11 protein-coding genes are annotated in these 15,934 nt (G+C 71.4%); 8 read left to right on the top strand and 3 right to left on the bottom strand.

What is annotated here, in order from left to right:
* Window positions 1-687: 687 nt before the first annotated feature.
* On the bottom strand, window positions 688-3,978 hold the full coding sequence (locus YS110_16720) for a carbamoyl-phosphate synthase large subunit (protein UJB66275.1): 3,291 nt from the start codon (window positions 3,976-3,978) through the stop codon (window positions 688-690).
* 56 nt (window positions 3,979-4,034) lie between these two features.
* Window positions 4,035-5,678 carry an AMP-binding protein gene (locus YS110_16715; GenBank protein ID UJB66274.1) on the bottom strand — a complete coding sequence of 548 codons (1,644 nt, stop codon included), beginning with the start codon at window positions 5,676-5,678 and terminating at the stop codon, window positions 4,035-4,037.
* 107 nt (window positions 5,679-5,785) lie between these two features.
* Between YS110_16715 and YS110_16710 the strand changes: the two genes are divergently transcribed.
* From YS110_16710 to YS110_16695, 4 genes are all read left to right on the top strand, one after another.
* Window positions 5,786-6,466, top strand: coding sequence for a TetR/AcrR family transcriptional regulator (locus tag YS110_16710; protein UJB66273.1), 681 nt, complete (start codon window positions 5,786-5,788; stop codon window positions 6,464-6,466).
* A 103-nt stretch (window positions 6,467-6,569) separates the two neighbouring features.
* Entirely contained in the window at window positions 6,570-7,781 is a 1,212-nt protein-coding gene (locus YS110_16705) for an efflux RND transporter periplasmic adaptor subunit (GenBank protein UJB66272.1), read from the top strand.
* Between the two features lie 76 nt (window positions 7,782-7,857).
* Entirely contained in the window at window positions 7,858-9,798 is a 1,941-nt protein-coding gene (gene macB / locus YS110_16700) for a MacB family efflux pump subunit (GenBank protein ID UJB67496.1), read from the top strand.
* A gap of 78 nt (window positions 9,799-9,876) precedes the next feature.
* Window positions 9,877-11,256, top strand: a complete 1,380-nt coding sequence (locus YS110_16695; protein ID UJB66271.1) for an efflux transporter outer membrane subunit — start codon at window positions 9,877-9,879, stop codon at window positions 11,254-11,256.
* Between the two features lie 10 nt (window positions 11,257-11,266).
* On the opposite strand, the gene YS110_16690 is transcribed toward YS110_16695, so the two are convergent.
* On the bottom strand, window positions 11,267-11,986 hold the full coding sequence (locus YS110_16690; GenBank protein ID UJB66270.1) for a YggS family pyridoxal phosphate-dependent enzyme: 720 nt from the start codon (window positions 11,984-11,986) through the stop codon (window positions 11,267-11,269).
* A 36-nt stretch (window positions 11,987-12,022) separates the two neighbouring features.
* Here YS110_16690 and YS110_16685 point away from each other — a divergent pair, with 36 nt between their 5' ends.
* From YS110_16685 to YS110_16670, 4 genes are all read left to right on the top strand, one after another.
* Window positions 12,023-13,066 carry a type IV pilus twitching motility protein PilT gene (locus tag YS110_16685; protein ID UJB66269.1) on the top strand — a complete coding sequence of 348 codons (1,044 nt, stop codon included), beginning with the start codon at window positions 12,023-12,025 and terminating at the stop codon, window positions 13,064-13,066.
* Window positions 13,067-13,115: 49 nt separating this feature from the next.
* Window positions 13,116-13,751, top strand: a complete 636-nt coding sequence (locus YS110_16680) for a cyclic nucleotide-binding domain-containing protein (protein UJB66268.1) — start codon at window positions 13,116-13,118, stop codon at window positions 13,749-13,751.
* Window positions 13,752-13,784: 33 nt separating this feature from the next.
* Entirely contained in the window at window positions 13,785-14,921 is a 1,137-nt protein-coding gene (locus tag YS110_16675) for a PilT/PilU family type 4a pilus ATPase (protein ID UJB66267.1), read from the top strand.
* An 82-nt stretch (window positions 14,922-15,003) separates the two neighbouring features.
* A complete protein-coding gene (locus YS110_16670; GenBank protein ID UJB66266.1) occupies window positions 15,004-15,927 on the top strand; it encodes an NAD(P)-dependent oxidoreductase in 924 nt (307 codons plus the stop codon).
* The last annotated feature ends 7 nt before the right edge of the window (window positions 15,928-15,934 follow it).

The raw sequence follows: 15,934 nt of genomic DNA, 5'->3' as shown, positions 1-15,934 counted from the left end.
TTCTTGCCGCGCGGCAAGAAAGTACCCAAAGAAACGCGCCCCGCAGTCTGCGACCCCCACGCTGCGCGTGGGGGCACACCTGGGGCGAGACGCTGGCGAGGTGCGCTGCGGAACTCGCTGCGCGCCTGCGGCGCTGCGCTCAAACAACCGCAGCGAGTCAGTTCACGAAGCATGCGCGACTTCGCGCATGCCACCCCGCCACCGCCTCGCCCCAGGCGCAGCCTGAAAGGGGGTGGAGACCGACACGGGCCATCGCTACGCTCGGCCTGGTGCGCGCGGCGCGTCGCGCCTGCGTGTTGGGGGCCGAGCGTAGCGATGGCCCGTGCGGGGCTTCAAACCCCTTCTGGCCGTACCGAGGAGCGCAGGGCGTGGGGCGGGCGCGTGTGCCGCAGGACACACGCGCTTCGTGATCTGACTTGCCGCGTCTGTTTGAACGGAGCGCGCAGCGCGCAGTGAGTTACGCGGCACCGCCCCATGCCCGAGCACCGCAGGCTGCCCCGGAGCGAAGCGCAGGGGATACGGGCAGCAGGGGCGTGCTTCTTTTGCTTCCTTTTCTTGCACGAGCAAGAAAAGGGAGTCGCCCGCCGGGGCGAGTCCCGGCCCCGGGAAGCAAACCCACAGCAAGACAAAAACGAGAGCAGCCAACAACCTTGAAAGGCATAGGCTCCAAACCGGAAAAGCACCACCTCACCAGGTATCGACAAACCCCGCCCCCGCCTCGCGCACCCGGCTCCCCGCGAGCCCGCGTGCCAGCCAGGCGCGCGTGTCGGCCGGGTCGATCACGGCGTCGATCTCCAGCGTGCTGGCCATGTGCAGCGCCTCGCCGTGCGCGTACTGCCGCGCCAGCAGCTTCTGGAACAGCGCGTCGCGCTCGGCGCCCTCGGGCAGCGCCTCCAGCTCCTTGCGAAAGCCCAGCCGCACCGCGCCCTCCAGCCCCATGGCGCCGAACTCGCCCGTGGGCCAGGCCACGTTGAACACCGGGGCGTGGAAGCTCCCGGCCGCCATGCCCATGGCGCCCAGCCCGTAGCCCTTGCGCAGCACCACGCTGAAGTACGGCACGCGCAGCTTGGCGGCGGTGACGAACAGGCGGCTGACGTGGCGCACCTGGGCGGTCTTCTCGGTGTCGGGGCCGACCATGAAGCCGGGCGTGTCGACCAGGCTGACCAGCGGCAGGCCGTGCGCGTTGCACAGCTGCATGAAGCGCGCAGCCTTGTCGGCCGCGTCGGCGTCGATGGCGCCGCCCAGGTGCGCCGGGTTGTTGGCCAGCAGCCCCACCGGGCGGCCCTCGATGCGCGCCAGCGCGGTGTGGATGCCCACGCCAAAGCCCGTGCGCAACGGCAGCAGGCTGCCCGCGTCCACCAGGTGCGCCATGGCGGCGCGGGTGTCGTAGGCGCGCAGGCGGTTCTCGGGCACCACCTGGCGCAGCAGGCGCGTGTCGGGCGCGGCCCAGCCGGCGCTGCGGCCCTGGAAGAAGGCCAGGTACTGCCTGGCCGCGGCCACGGCCTGGGCCTCGTCGTCCACCAGGATGTCGATCACGCCATTGGCGTGCTGCACGCCGCTGGGGCCGACCTGCCCGGGCGCGAACACGCCCAGGCCGCCGCCCTCGATCATGGCCGGGCCGCCCATGCCGATGGTGCTGGCGCGCGTGGCGATGATGGCGTCGCTGCAGCCCAGCAGCGCCGCGTTGCCGGCGAAGCAGCGCCCGTGCGCGATGCCCACCACCGGCACCTGGCCGGACAGCGCGGCGTAGGCCGCGAAGGTGTGCACGTGCAGGCCCGCCACCACGGGCACGTCGGTATCGCCGGGGCGCCCGCCGCCGCCTTCGGCGAACAGCACCACGGGCAGCTTCTGCGCCAGGGCGATGCCCAGCATGCGGTCGGTCTTGGCGTGGTTGCGCAGGCCCTGCGTGCCGGCGAGCACGGTGGCGTCGTAGGCCATGACGACGGCGCGCGACTTCTCTTCGCCGAACTGCGCGCCGTTGATGGCGCCGATGCCGGTGACCATGCCGTCGGCCGGCGTGTTGACCACCAGGTCGTCGATGCTGCGCCGGCGCGTCTGCGCGGCGATGGCGAGCGCGCCGTACTCGATGAAGCTGCCCGCGTCGCACAGGTCGGCGATGTTCTCGCGCGCGCTGCGGCTACCCTGGGCGTGGCGCTTGGCCATGGCCTCGGGGCGCGCGGCGTCGAGCGTGAAGGCATGGCGGTCGATGGCGCGCTGCAGGTCGGCGCGGATGTGCGCCGGATCGGGCGCCGCCTCCGGCGCCTGCGCCTGCGCGCCCTCGCCCGGCGCGGCGGCCAGCACCAGCAGCGGCTGGCCCTGGACCACGTAGCTGCCCGCCGGCGCCAGCAGCGCCTGCACGGCGCCGGCCTGCGGGGCCTGCAGCACGTGCTCCATCTTCATGGCTTCGAGGATGCCCAGCTCGGCCCCGGCGGCGACCACCGCGCCCTCGGCCACCGACCATTGCACGATGCGCGCGGGCATGGGGGCGGTGACGGCGCCCTCGGGCGCCGGGGCTGCCGCTTCGGATTTCTCCTCCAAAGTGGCCTCGGCCCTTTCCTGGTCAGCGCTGGCAGCTATCGTTTGTGCAGCATCGAGCAGTTCCGGCAGCACCTCTTCGAGCCAGCGCGTGTGCACGGCCTGGGTGTCCATCTCGGGCCGCGCGGCCAGCGCGCGCAGCAGCGCCAGGTTGGTGGCCAGGCCGGGGATGCGGCATTCGGCCAGCGCGCGGCGCGCGCGCCGCAGCGCGTCGCCGAAGCGCGGCGCCGGGCTGTGCACGATGAGCTTGGCCAGCAGCGTGTCGTAGTGCGGCGAGGGGCTGGCGCCGGGCGCGGCGTGGCTGTCGATGCGGATGCCCGGCCCGGCGGGCCAGGCCAGCGCGCCGATGCGGCCGCCGCCGGGCTGGGCGCTGCCGTCGGCCGCCAGCGTCTCGGCGTTGATGCGCCACTGCATGGCGTAGCCGCGCGGCGCGGGCGGGGCCTGGGGGTCCAGCCCCAGGTCGGCCCAGCACGCGCCCGCCGCCAGGCGGATCTGCGCCTGTACCAGATCGACGCCGAACACCTCCTCGGTGATGGTGTGCTCGACCTGCAGGCGCGGGTTGGCCTCGATGAAGACGTAGGGCAGCGCCTCGGACGCGAGGTCGGCGAGGAACTCGAAGGTGCCCAGGCTTTCGTAGCGCAGCGCGGCGGCCATGCGCAGGGCGTCGCGCGTGATGCGCGCGCGCAGCGCCTGCGGCAGGCTCGGGCTGGGGGCGATTTCCACCAGCTTCTGGAAGCGCCGCTGCAGCGTGCATTCGCGCTCGCCCAGCGCCAGGGGGCGTGCGCTGCCGTCGCCCAGCACCTGCACTTCGATGTGGCGCGCGCCGGCCATGAGGCGCTCGACGTACACGCCATCGACGCCGAAGGCGGCGCTGGCCTCGCTGCGGCAGCGCGCGTAGGCGGCGGGCAGCTCGGCGGCGCTGCGCACCGCGCGCATGCCGCGCCCGCCGCCGCCGCCCACGGCCTTGACCATGATGCCGCTGGCGCCCTCGGCCAGTTGCGCGGCGAGGAAGGCGCGGGCTTCGTCCAGCGTCACGGCCTCGGCGCTGCCGGGCATCAGCGGCACGCCGCATTCCTGCGCCAGCGCGCGGGCGCGCGCCTTGTCGCCCAGCAGCGCGAGCTGCGCGGGCGTGGGGCCGATGAAGCGCACGCCCGCGCCGGCGCAGGCCTGGGCGAAGGCGGCGTTCTCGCTCAGGAAGCCGTAGCCCGGGTGCAGCGCGTCGCAGCCCTGGGCGGTGGCGATGCGCAGCAGCTGCCGGCCGTCGAGGTAGGCGGCGGGGCCACTGGCCTGCAGCGGCACGGCCACGTCGGCGGCGGCCACATGGGGGGCCCCGGCGTCGTCCTGCGCGTACACGGCGACGCTGGCCACGCCCAGCTCCTGCAGCGCGCGCACCAGGCGCAGCGCGATTTCGCCACGGTTGGCGACCAAGACTCTTTGGAACATAGTGCTTCCGATTCGATAGCTGCCAGCGCTTGCTGGAAAAGGGTTGGAGTGGATTTTCACCCCATGTCGCGCAGCAGGCGGCGCAGCACCTTGCCGGCGCCGGTGGCGGGCAGGGCGTCGAGGAAGTGCACCTCGCGCGGCACCTTGTAGGGCGCCATGCTGTCGCGGCACCAGGCGGCGAGGGCCTCGGCATCGGCTGCCTGGCCCGGCCGGCGCACCACGAAGGCGCGCACCACCTCGCCCTTGACGGGGTCGGGCACGCCGATGACGGCGGCCTGCGCCACCGCCGGGTGCCGTGCCAGGATGCCCTCGACTTCCTCGGGGAACACGCTGTAGCCCGAGACCTTGATCATCTCCTTGAAGCGCCCCATGAAGGTGAGGTAGCCGTCGGCGTCGAGGCGCCCCATGTCGCCGGTGTGCACCCAGCCGTCGCGCAGGGTTTGCGCCGTGGCCTCGGGGTTGTTCCAGTAGCCCTTGAAGTTGCCGGGGCCGCGGATGGCGATTTCGCCCGCCTCGCCGGGCGGCAGGGGGGCGCCGCTGGCCGGGTCGATGATGCGGATCTCGTTGCCCGGCACGGCCTTGCCCTGGCTGCCCCAGCGGATGGCCTGCGCGGGCATGGCGGTGTCCACGGTGTGCGTCTCGCTCAGGCCGTAGGCGGCCTCGTGCGCGATGCAGTGGGGCGCGAAGCCGCGCCACTGCTGCGCCAGCGCCTCGGTGAACGTAATGCCGAAGCTCGTGACGGGGTTGCGGCGCAGCGCGCTCCAGTCCATCTGGCGCGCGCCGGGCAGTTGCATGAGCGCGCCGTTCATGGGGGCGATGCTGTACCACCAGGTCACGCGATGGCGCTCCAGCGCCTGGGCCACGGCCATCGGGTCGAAGCGGTAGAGCAGCACGCAGGTGGCGCCGGTGAACACGGGCAGGTTCACGCCCATCACCATGCCGGCGATGTGGTACAGCGGCGCCACGGCGAGCAGCACGTCGCTGGCCTGCACGTCGTTGCACAGCGCCGACGCGGCGGTCTTGAAGTGCGCGTTGGCGTAGCTCAGCATCGCGCCCTTGGGCAGCCCGGTGGTGCCGGAGGTGTAGGTCATGAGGGCCACGTCGTCCAGGCCGATGGCCACGGGCCGCGGCTGCCCGCCGGCCTGCACCACGGCGCGGAAGTCCTCGCACCCCGCGGGCACGGGCGCCGCCGCACCCTGCTGGGCCAGCAGTTCGGCGGGAACGTCGATGGCCGGCGCCCCCTCGGGCAGCCAGTCGGCATGGCGCACCACGAACACGTGCGCCAGCGCGGTGGAGGCGCGCACCTTCTCCACCACCGGCAGCAAGGTGTCGGCCGCGACGATGACGCGCGCGCCCAGGTCGCCGAGCTGGTGGCCGAGTTCGTGCTCCTTGTTCAGCGGGCCGCACGGGCACACGATGGCGCCCATCTTCTGGATGCCGTAGTGCGCCATCAGGTACTGCGGGCAGTTGTTCATGAACAGGGCCACGGGCTCGCCCGGGCGCACGCCCAGCGCCTGCAGCCGGGCGGCGAAGGCGTCGCTCGCGGCGTCCAGCTCGGCCCAGGTGATGGCGCGCCCGTACCAGAGGTACGCGGCCCGCCCGGGCGTGGCGCGCGCGTGCTGGCGCAGCAGGTCGTGCAAGGGCACGGCGGGGGCGTAGGGCGAGGCCGGCGCGTCCTGCGCCGGTGCGAAAGCGTTCATGGCCTTGTCTCCTGGAGGTGTTCTGCCGCCGCGGGCGCCGGTGCCGCCCGCGCGGCGCCGTGCCATGGCCTTGCCAGCATATACCGTTTGGTAGAACAATCATACCTATGGGTATAACCAACGCGACACCTGGCGCCAGGCCAGACACTCCGGCCCGCCCGGCGCCCGCCCGGGGGCGCCAGCGGACCGCCACGCCGGGCTCGGACGCCAAGCGCGAACGCATCCTGCAGGTGGCGCAGGGCCTGTTCGCCGCCCAAGGCTACGCCCACACCACGATGGAGCAGATCGTGCAGGCGCTGGGGGTGACCAAGCCCTACGTGTACTACTACTTCCGCGACAAGCGCGACATCTTCGAGGTGCTGTCCTGGCGCCCCGCGGTGGCCTGCTTCACGGCCATGGATTTCGCGCCGGACGACGCGCGGCCCGCGCACGAGAAGGTGATGGAGGGGCTGGAGCGGCTCATCCGCGCGACCATCGCGCACTACCCTGCGGCCTTCTTTCCCTACCGCGAGCCGCAGGTGTACCGGCCGGAGTACCTGGCCGCGCAAAAGCGCCTGGCCAACCACTTCTACGCACAGTTGTGCGCGCTGCTCGAAGAGGGGCGCCGCGCCGGGACCTTCGACTTCGGCGAGACGCGCATCACGGCCCAGGCGGCCTGCAGCCTGCCCGGCTTTCTGTACGCCTGGTACCGGCCCGACGGGCGCCTGCCGCCCGACGCCGTGGTGCGCGAGCTCACGCAGCTCGCAGGCCGCGTGCTGGGGCTGCGGCCCGCCAGGGCACACGGGTAAACCCCAGGGGTTTACCGGAACTTTACCCCTGCGCCACAGCCTGTCCGCGCGGCCTTGGCACACTCCGGGCGTCCTGGCTTTGTTCGCCCTCCTCCTTCGCACCATGCCCCTGACCCGCAAGTCCTTCACCCCGGCGCGCATCGCCGCCCTGGCGGCCGTGCTGGCCGCGGCCGCCATCGGCGCCAAGCTGCTGTTCTTCTCGGCGCCGCCCGCGCCGCGCTTCGTCACCGCCACCGCCACGCGCGGCGATCTGGAGGACGCCGTGCTGGCCACGGGCACGGTACAGGCCTTCAAGCAGGTGAGCGTGGGCGCGCAGGTGTCGGGCCAGGTGAAGACGCTGTTCGTCGAGCTGGGCCAGCGCGTGAAGAAGGGCCAGCCGGTGGCCGAGATCGACTCCACCACGCAGCAGAACACGGTGCGCAACGCCGAGGCGGCGCTGGAGAACGTGCGCGCGCAGCTCGCGGCGCAGAAGGCCGCGCTGGTCCAGGCCGAACTGGGCTACCGGCGCCAGAAGCACCTGCTCGACAACGAGGCGGGCGCGCGCGCCGACTACGAGGCCGCCGAGGCCCAGCTCGCCACCACGCGCGCCAACATCGCCGCGCTGCAGGCGCAGATCAAGCAGGCCGAGATCACCGCCGACACGGCCAAGGTGAACCTGGGCTACACGAAGATCGTCTCGCCCATCGACGGCATCGTCGTGGCCCTGGTGGTGCAGCAGGGCCAGACGGTGAACGCCAACCAGACCACGCCGACCATCATCAAGGTGGCGCAGCTCGACACGGTGACGGTGAAGACGCAGATCTCCGAGGCCGACGTGGTGAAGGTGCAGCCCGGCCTGCCCGTGTACTTCACCATCCTGGGCCAGCCCGACCAGCGCTACCACGCCCAGCTGCGCACCATCGAGCCCGCGACCGACGCCATCCTCACCGAGGGCACGGGCGCGTCGTCCAGCAGCACGGGCACCAGCACCACCACGGCCATCTACTACAACGGCCTGTTCGACGTGCCCAACCCGGACAACCAGCTGCGCATCTCGATGACGGCGCAGGTCTCCATCGTGCGCGCGCAGGCCAAGGGCGCGGTCACCATCCCCGCGTCGGCGCTGGGCCCGCGCGGCAAGGACGGCCGCCACAGCGTGCGCGTGCTGGGCGCGGACGGCCAGCCCACGCCGCGCCAGGTCCGCGTGGGCATCAACAACAACGTGACCGCCGAGGTCACCGAGGGCCTGGCCGAAGGCGACAAGGTGGTGCTGGGCGAGGCCGCGGCGGGCGCGCCGCCGCAGGGCGGCATGCCGCGCCCGCCCATGCGCCTGTGAGGCCGGCGCGATGAAGCAGGAATTCCCCTCCTCCACCCTGGGCGGCACCGCCGCCACCTCTGCCACAAGCCCGGCGCTGCTCGCACTGCGCGGGCTGCGCCGCGAGTTTCCGGCTGGCGAGGGCACCATCGCCGTGCTGCAGGACATCGACCTCGACATCCGCGCCGGCGAGATGGTCGCCATCGTCGGCCAGTCGGGCTCGGGCAAGTCCACGCTGATGAACATCCTGGGCTGCCTGGACCGGCCCACCACCGGCAGCTACCGCGTGGGCGGGCGCGAGACGCGCGAGCTCGACGCCGACGCGCTCGCCGCGCTGCGCCGCGGCCACTTCGGCTTCATCTTCCAGCGCTACCACCTGCTGGGCGACCTGACGGCGCGCGGCAATGTGGAGGTGCCGGCCGTCTACGCCGGCGTGCCCGCGCCGCAGCGCCACGCGCGCGCCGCCGCGCTGCTGGCGCGGCTGGGCCTGGAAGACCGCATGGGGCACCGCCCCGGCCAGCTCTCGGGCGGGCAGCAGCAGCGCGTGTCGATCGCGCGCGCGCTCATGAACGGCGGCAGCGTGATCCTGGCCGACGAACCCACCGGCGCGCTCGACACCGCCAGCGGCGAGGAGGTGATGAAGATCCTGCAGGAGCTGCACGCCGAGGGCCACACCATCATCCTCGTGACGCACGACATGGCCGTGGCCGGGCACGCCGAGCGCATCATCGAGATCCGCGACGGCCGCATCATCGGCGACCGGCCCACGGCGCGCGCGGCCACCCCGCCGCCCGCCGCGCCCCAGCCACGCCCCGCCGCGCGCAGTGGCCTGGGCGCCTGGCGCGACCGCTTCCTCGAAGCCTTCCAGATGGCGCTGATCGCCATGAACGCGCACCGCCTGCGCACCTTCCTGACCATGCTCGGCATCATCATCGGCATCGCCTCGGTGGTGGCCGTGGTGGCGCTGGGCGAGGGCTCGCGCCAGCAGGTGCTGAAGAACATCAGCGCCATCGGCACCAACACCATCGAGGTGTTCTCGGGCGCGGGCTTCGGCGACCGGCGCGCCGCCGCCGTGCGCACCCTGGTGCCGGCCGATGCCGACGCGCTCGCGCAGCAGGGCTACGTGGACAGCGTCACGCCCACACTCAGCAGCGCCGTCACGGCGCGCTACCGCAACGTCGAGGCCTCGGCCACGGTGATGGGCGCGGGCGCGCAGTACTTCCGCGTCAAGGGCGTGAAGATCGCCCAGGGCACGGCCTTCGACGCCGACAACGTGACGCGCCGCGACCAGGTGGCCGTGATCGACGACAACACGCGCAAGACCCTGTTCCCGGGCACACCCGACCCGGTGGGCGAGGTGCTGCTGCTGGGCAGCGTGCCGGTGCGCGTGATCGGCGTGGCGGCGAAGAGCGACTCGGCCTTCGGCAACAGCGAGGCGCTGAACGTCTTCGTGCCCTACACCACGGCCATGAGCCGCATCGTCAACCAGGACTACCTGCGCTCCATCACCGTGCGCGTGCGCGACGACGCGCCCACCGACGCCGCCGAGCAGGGCATCAACCAGCTGCTGGAGCGGCGCCACGGGCGCAAGGACTTCTTCGTGCTGAACACCGACAGCATCCGCCAGACCATCGAGGCCACGACGCGCACCATGACGCTGCTGGTCTCCTCGATCGCCGTGATCTCGCTGGTGGTGGGCGGCATCGGCGTGATGAACATCATGCTGGTGAGCGTGACCGAGCGCACGCGCGAGATCGGCGTGCGCATGGCCGTGGGCGCGCGCCAGGGCGACATCCAGCAGCAGTTCCTGATCGAGGCGGTGCTGGTGTGCCTGATCGGCGGGGTGCTCGGCATCCTGCTGGCGCTGGCCTTCGGCGCCGTGTTCGCGCAGGCCAGCAAGGACTTCCAGATGGCCTACTCCACCAGTTCCATGCTGGCGGCCTTCGCCTGCGCCACGCTGATCGGCGTGGTCTTCGGCTTCCTGCCCGCGCGCAGCGCCGCGCGGCTCGACCCGGTGCAGGCGCTGGCGCGTGAATAGCTATTTTTTCAATAGCTGGCAGCGCTTTATGGTATTGGCCTGGAGGCCGATTTGGCTTGTATTTTCCGCTGACCGCCCATGACACAGACCGCACACCTTCGCACCGCCGCACTGGCCCTGGCCCTGGCGCTCGCCGGCTGCGCCACGCCGCGCACGCCCTACGAGGCGCCCGCCGTGGCCGTGCCCGCCCAGTGGCCGCACGCCCAGGCCGGCGCGCGCGACGCGCACAGCGCCACCGGCGGCTGGTGGCGCGCCTTCGGCGACCCGGAGCTCGACAGCCTGGTCGATGCCGCGCTGGCGCACAACAACAACCTGGCCGCGGCCGCGCTGCAGGTGCGGCGCGCGCAGCTGCAGGCGCGGCTGGCCGAGCACCGGCCCAGCGTCAACGCCAGCCTCAGCACCAGCGCGGGGCGCGCCCTGGAAGGCGGCGCCGGCATCACGCGCGCCAACAGCGCCTCGCTCGGCGTGAGCTACGAGCTGGACCTGTGGGGCCGCCTGGACGCCGCGCACGACGCCGCGCGCTGGGAGGCCCAGGCCAGCGCCGAGGACCGCGAGGCCACGGCCCAGGCCCTGGCGGGCACCACGGCCACGCTGTACTGGCGGCTGGCCTACACCCGGCAGCGCCTGGCCTTGGCGGCCGAGAGCATCGGCTACGCCGAGCGCACGCTCGCGCTGGTGCAGACGCAGTACGAGGCGGGCGCGGTCTCGCCGCTGGAGCTGGCCGAATCGCGCCAGAGCCTGGCGAGCCAGCGCGCCGCCCTGGCGCAACTGCAGCAGCAGGCCGTGGAAACCGCCAACGCGCTCGCGCTGCTGTTCGACAGCGCCGCCACCGGCCCCGCCGCGCCGGGCTGGCGCGCACCGCAGGCCCTGCCCGATGGCGCGCTGCCCGGCGTGGCCCCCGGCCTGCCCGCCGAACTGCTGGCGCGCCGCCCCGACCTGCGCGCGGCCGAGCTGCGGCTGCGCGGCACGCTGGCCAGCGGCGACGCCACGCGGCTGGCGTACTACCCGCAACTGTCGCTCACGGGTGCGCTCGGCGGCAGCAGCAGCGCGCTCGGCAGCGTGCTGGCCAACCCCGTGGCCACGCTGGGCGCGGGGCTGGTGCTGCCGTTCCTGAACCAGACCGAGATGCGCACCAACGCCGCCATCGCCCAGGCCGACTACGAGCGCGCGGTGGTCAATTTCCGCCAGACGCTGTACCAGGCGCTGGCGGACGTGGACAACGCCCTCTCGGCACGCCGCCAGTACGCCGCGCAGGCCACGCAACTGGAACAGTCGCTGGCCGACGCGCGCCGCGCCGAGCGCCTGTACGAGGTGCGCTACCGCGCCGGCGCGGTGGCGCTCAAGCCCTGGCTCGACGCCCAGGAAAAGCGCCGCAACGCCGAGATCGCGCTGGCCGAGAACCGGCTCAACCGGCTGGTCAACCACGCCACGCTGTACCAGGCGCTGGGCGGCACCTGAGCGGCGGCGCTCACGGATACGTGCGCGCGCCGAAGATGCCCCGCCCCACGCGCACCATGGTGCTGCCGGCGGCGACGGCAGCCTCCAGGTCGCCGGTCATGCCCATGGACAGGGTGTCGAAGCGCTCCAGCCCCGCGAAGCCCTGCGCCTTGATGCGCTCGAAAACGGCCGCGGCCCTGGCGTGGAGCGCGCGCTGCGCTTCAAAACCCGGCGCATCGTCCGGAATGCTCAGGACGCCGCGCAGCACCAGCCGGGGCAGCCGGGCCACGGCCTCGGCCAGCGCCACGGCCTCGTCGGGTGCCACGCCCGACTTGGTGGCGCCGCCGTCCACGTTCACCTGGATGCATACCATGAGCGGCGGCAGGTGCGCGGGGCGCTGGTCGGACAGGCGCTGCGCGGTCTTGAGGCGGTCCACGGTCTGCGCCCAGTCGAAGTGCTCGGCCACCAGGCGCGTCTTGTTGCTCTGGATGGGGCCGATGCAGTGCCATTCCAGCCCGGCCGCGAGCTCGGGTGCCAGCGCGCGCAGCGCGGCCATTTTTTCCACGGCTTCCTGAATGTAGTTTTCGCCGAAGGCACGCTGGCCGGCAAGCGCCGCGCCCTGCACTGCCTCGGGGCCGAAGGTCTTGGAAACGGCCAGCAGCGCGACGCCCGCGGGCGCGCGACCGGCGTCCTGGCAGGCCTGCGCCATCCGGCCCAGAACCTTTTGGAGGTTGTTGGCAATCGTGGTCATAATGTTCGGCAGCGTAGCAAACGATAGAGGGATTTCGTGGACATTACCCAACTGCTGGCCTTCAGCGTGAAGAACAAGGCTTCCGACCTGCACCTGTCCGCCGGGCTCCCTCCCATGATCCGCGTGCACGGCGACGTGCGCCGCCTGAACGTCGATCCGCTGGACCACAAGACCGTGCACGCCATGGTGTACGACATCATGAGCGACGCCCAGCGCAAGCTCTACGAAGAATTCCTGGAGGTGGACTTCTCCTTCGAGATCGAGGGCCTGGCGCGCTTTCGCGTCAACGCCTTCAACCAGAACCGCGGCGCGGCCGCCGTGTTCCGGACCATTCCGAGCAAGATCCTGACGCTGGAACAGCTCAACGCGCCGAAGATCTTCGCCGACCTGGCGCTCAAGCCGCGCGGCCTGGTGCTGGTGACGGGCCCGACGGGCTCGGGCAAGTCCACCACGCTGGCGGGCATGGTGAACCACCTGAACGAGACCGAGTACGGCCACATCCTGACCATCGAGGACCCGATCGAGTTCGTGCACGAGTCGAAGAAGTGCCTGGTGAACCAGCGCGAGGTGGGGCCGATGACGCTGTCGTTCGCCGCCGCGCTCAAGTCGGCGCTGCGCGAGGACCCGGACGCCATCCTGGTGGGCGAAATGCGCGACCTCGAAACCATCCGCCTGGCCATGACCGCCGCCGAAACGGGCCACCTGGTGTTCGGCACGCTGCACACCAGCAGCGCGGCCAAGACCATCGACCGGATCATCGACGTGTTCCCGGCGGAAGAAAAGGAGATGGTGCGCGCCATGCTGTCCGAATCGCTGCAGGCGGTGGTCTCGCAGACGCTGTGCAAGCTCAAGGACGGCTCGGGCCGCGTGGCCGCGCACGAGATCATGCTGGGCACCAGCGCCATCCGCAACCTGATCCGCGAGGCCAAGGTGGCGCAGATGTACTCCACCATCCAGACCGGCAACAGCATGGGCATGCAGACCCTGGACCAGAACCTCACCGATCTGGTGCGCCGCAACATCATCAGCCCCGCCGAGGCCCGCAGCAAGGCCAAGATCCCGGAAAACTTCCCCGGCTGAGCCTGACTCACCCCTTACCGCGGCCCCGGCGGCCGCCCAGGAGCATCCTATGAAAGGCATTCTGAGCCTTCTGCGCTCGAAAACCTCGGCGCACAAGCCCTCCGAGGAGAGCGGCGACTCGGTCTTTTTCACCACGGCCTTCGCCGGACAGGGCGTGGACGACTCGCTGCTCGTGCCCTGGGAGGCGCGCGCCGTGGAAGTCGGCGCCAAGCGCCTGCCCACCAGCCGCGGCGGCAAGCTGCTGCAGGCGCTGTGGTCCAAGGACAAGTACATGGCGCACCTGGACAAGGACGCCGTGGAGCGCATGGAGCGTTTCTTCGAGTTCGCCGCCATACCGCCGAGCCGCGACGTGATCCGCCAGGACGAATACGGCAACTTCATGGTGGTGCTGCTTACCGGCACCATCGCCGTGGATCGCGTGCAGCCCTGGGGCGAGCACCTGCGCCTGGCCGAGACGCGGCCCGGCGACATCCTGGGCGAGATGTCGCTGCTGGACAGCGGCATCCGCTTCTCGGCCTGCACCACGCTGACCGACTGCGAGATCGCCGTACTCTCCGCCGAAGCCATGGACGACATGATGAGCAAGGACCCCCAGCTTGCCGCGAGCCTGATCGCGCTGCTGGCCCGCAAGCTGTCGCTGCGCCTGCGCGTCGTGAGCGCGCGCCTGAGCGAGCACCGCCAATAACCCGCCCCCAGGGCACCCCACGGAGAAGCGCTGATGGAACGCGACCAGGCCAGCAAGTTCATCAATGACCTGCTGAAACTCATGGTGAGCCGAGGCGGCAGCGACCTGTTCCTCACGGCGGAATTCCCCCCCGCGATCAAGGTGGACGGCAAGGTGACCAAGGTGTCGCCCCAGCCGCTCACGCCCGCCCACACCATGACGCTGGCGCGCTCCATCATGAGCGACCGCCAGGTGGCGGACTTCGAGCGCACCAAGGAGTGCAACTTCGCCATCTCGCCCTCGGGCATCGGGCGCTTTCGCGTCAACGCCTTCATCCAGCAGAGCCGCGTGGGCATGGTGCTGCGCACGATTCCGCTGACCCTGCCCACCGTCGACGGCCTGGGCGTGCCGCAGGTGCTGAAGGAAATCTCCATGACCAAGCGCGGCCTGTGCATCCTGGTGGGTGCCACGGGCTCGGGCAAATCGACCACGCTGGCCGCCATGGTGGACTGGCGCAACGAGAACTCGTTCGGCCACATCATCACCGTGGAGGATCCGATCGAATTCGTGCACCCGCACAAGAACTGCGTGGTCACGCAGCGCGAGGTGGGGCTGGACACCGAGAGCTGGGAGGCGGCGCTGAAGAACACGCTGCGCCAGGCGCCCGACGTGATCCTGATGGGCGAGATCCGCGACCGCGAGACCATGGAGCATGCCGTGGCCTTCGCCGAGACCGGCCACCTGTGCCTGGCGACGCTGCACGCCAACAGCGCCAACCAGGCGCTGGACCGGATCATCAACTTCTTCCCCGAGGAGCGCCGCGCGCAGTTGCTGATGGATCTGTCGCTGAACCTGCGCGCCATGGTGTCGCAGCGCCTGCTGCCCAAGCAGGACGGCAAGGGCCGCGCCGCAGCGGTCGAGGTGATGCTGAACACGCCGCTGATCGCCGACCTGATCTTCAAGGGAGAGGTCGTCGAGATCAAGGAGATCATGAAGAAGAGCCGCAACCTCGGCATGCAGACCTTCGACCAGGCGCTGTTCGACCTGTTCGAGGCCAACATCGTCAGCTACGAAGACGCGCTGCGCAACGCCGACTCGCTCAACGACCTGCGGCTGCAGATCAAGCTCAGCAGCCAGCGCGCCAAGACCATCGACCTGGCGTCGGGTACCGAGAACTTCGCCATCGTTTGAGCCCCCCCTCCAGGCCCCGCACGCCGCGCCCCGCAAGGGGCGTTTTCCTTTCTCCTTTCCTTCCCCCCCCTGAAAGCCCGCCATGTCCAGCACCCCTTCCCGCACCTACGAACCCACGCCCGCACGCAAGGTGGCCTTTCTTGGCCTGGGGGTGATGGGCTCCCCCATGGCGGGCCATCTGGCACGGGCCGGGCACCAGGTCACGGTGTACAACCGCACCGCTATCAAATCAATAGCTTGGTGCGCTGAATACGCGGGCGCTGGAGGCCAAAACCATGCACAGGCCGCGACACCGCGTGAAGCCGCGCGGGGGGTCGACATCGTTTTCTGCTGCGTCGGCAACGACGACGATCTGCGCGCCGTCACGCTCGGCGCCGATGGCGCGTTCGCGAGCATGGAGCCGGGCGCCATCTTCGTCGACCACACCACGGCATCGGCCGAAGTGGCACGCGAGCTGTACCGCGCCGCGCGCACCCTGGGCCTGCAGTTCGTCGATGCCCCGGTCTCGGGCGGCCAGGCGGGCGCGCAGAACGGCCAGCTCACGGTGATGTGCGGCGGCGACTCGGCGCCCTTCGAGGCCGTGCGGCCCACGGCGATGGCGTTCTCGCGCGCCTTCACGCGCATGGGCGACAGCGGCGCGGGCCAGCTCACCAAGATGGTCAACCAGATCTGCATCGCCGGGCTGGTGCAGGGGCTGTCCGAAGCGGTGGCCTTCGGCATGCAGGCCGGCCTGGACATGCCGCTGGTGCTCGACGTGATCGGCAAGGGCGCGGCGCAGAGCTGGCAGATGGACAACCGCGGCAAGACCATGGCCGAAGGCAAGTTCGACTTCGGCTTCGCCGTGGACTGGATGCGCAAGGACCTGGGCCTGGTGCTGGCCGAGGCGCAGCGCAACGGCGCGCGCCTGCCCGTCACGGCGCTGGTGGACCAGTTCTATGGCGACGTGCAGCGCATGGGCGGCAACCGCTGGGACACGTCGAGCCTGATCGCGCGCCTGACGAAGTGAGCCCCGC

The organism is Acidovorax sp. YS12 (assembly GCA_021496925.1).
Lineage (GTDB): Bacteria > Pseudomonadota > Gammaproteobacteria > Burkholderiales > Burkholderiaceae_C > Paenacidovorax.
This window is presented reverse-complemented; position numbering and strand designations above follow the sequence as displayed.

Bases quoted from the DNA above. Each gene is read 5' to 3' on its own strand.
- YS110_16720 (UJB66275.1), bottom strand. From the start codon at position 3,978: ATGTTCCAAAGAGTCTTGGTCGCCAACCGTGGCGAAATCGCGCTGCGC.
- YS110_16715 (UJB66274.1), bottom strand. From the start codon at position 5,678: ATGAACGCTTTCGCACCGGCGCAGGACGCGCCGGCCTCGCCCTACGCC.
- YS110_16710 (UJB66273.1), top strand. From the start codon at position 5,786: ATGGGTATAACCAACGCGACACCTGGCGCCAGGCCAGACACTCCGGCC.
- YS110_16705 (UJB66272.1), top strand. From the start codon at position 6,570: ATGCCCCTGACCCGCAAGTCCTTCACCCCGGCGCGCATCGCCGCCCTG.
- YS110_16695 (UJB66271.1), top strand. From the start codon at position 9,877: ATGACACAGACCGCACACCTTCGCACCGCCGCACTGGCCCTGGCCCTG.
- YS110_16690 (UJB66270.1), bottom strand. From the start codon at position 11,986: ATGACCACGATTGCCAACAACCTCCAAAAGGTTCTGGGCCGGATGGCG.
- YS110_16680 (UJB66268.1), top strand. From the start codon at position 13,116: ATGAAAGGCATTCTGAGCCTTCTGCGCTCGAAAACCTCGGCGCACAAG.
- YS110_16675 (UJB66267.1), top strand. From the start codon at position 13,785: ATGGAACGCGACCAGGCCAGCAAGTTCATCAATGACCTGCTGAAACTC.
- YS110_16670 (UJB66266.1), top strand. From the start codon at position 15,004: ATGTCCAGCACCCCTTCCCGCACCTACGAACCCACGCCCGCACGCAAG.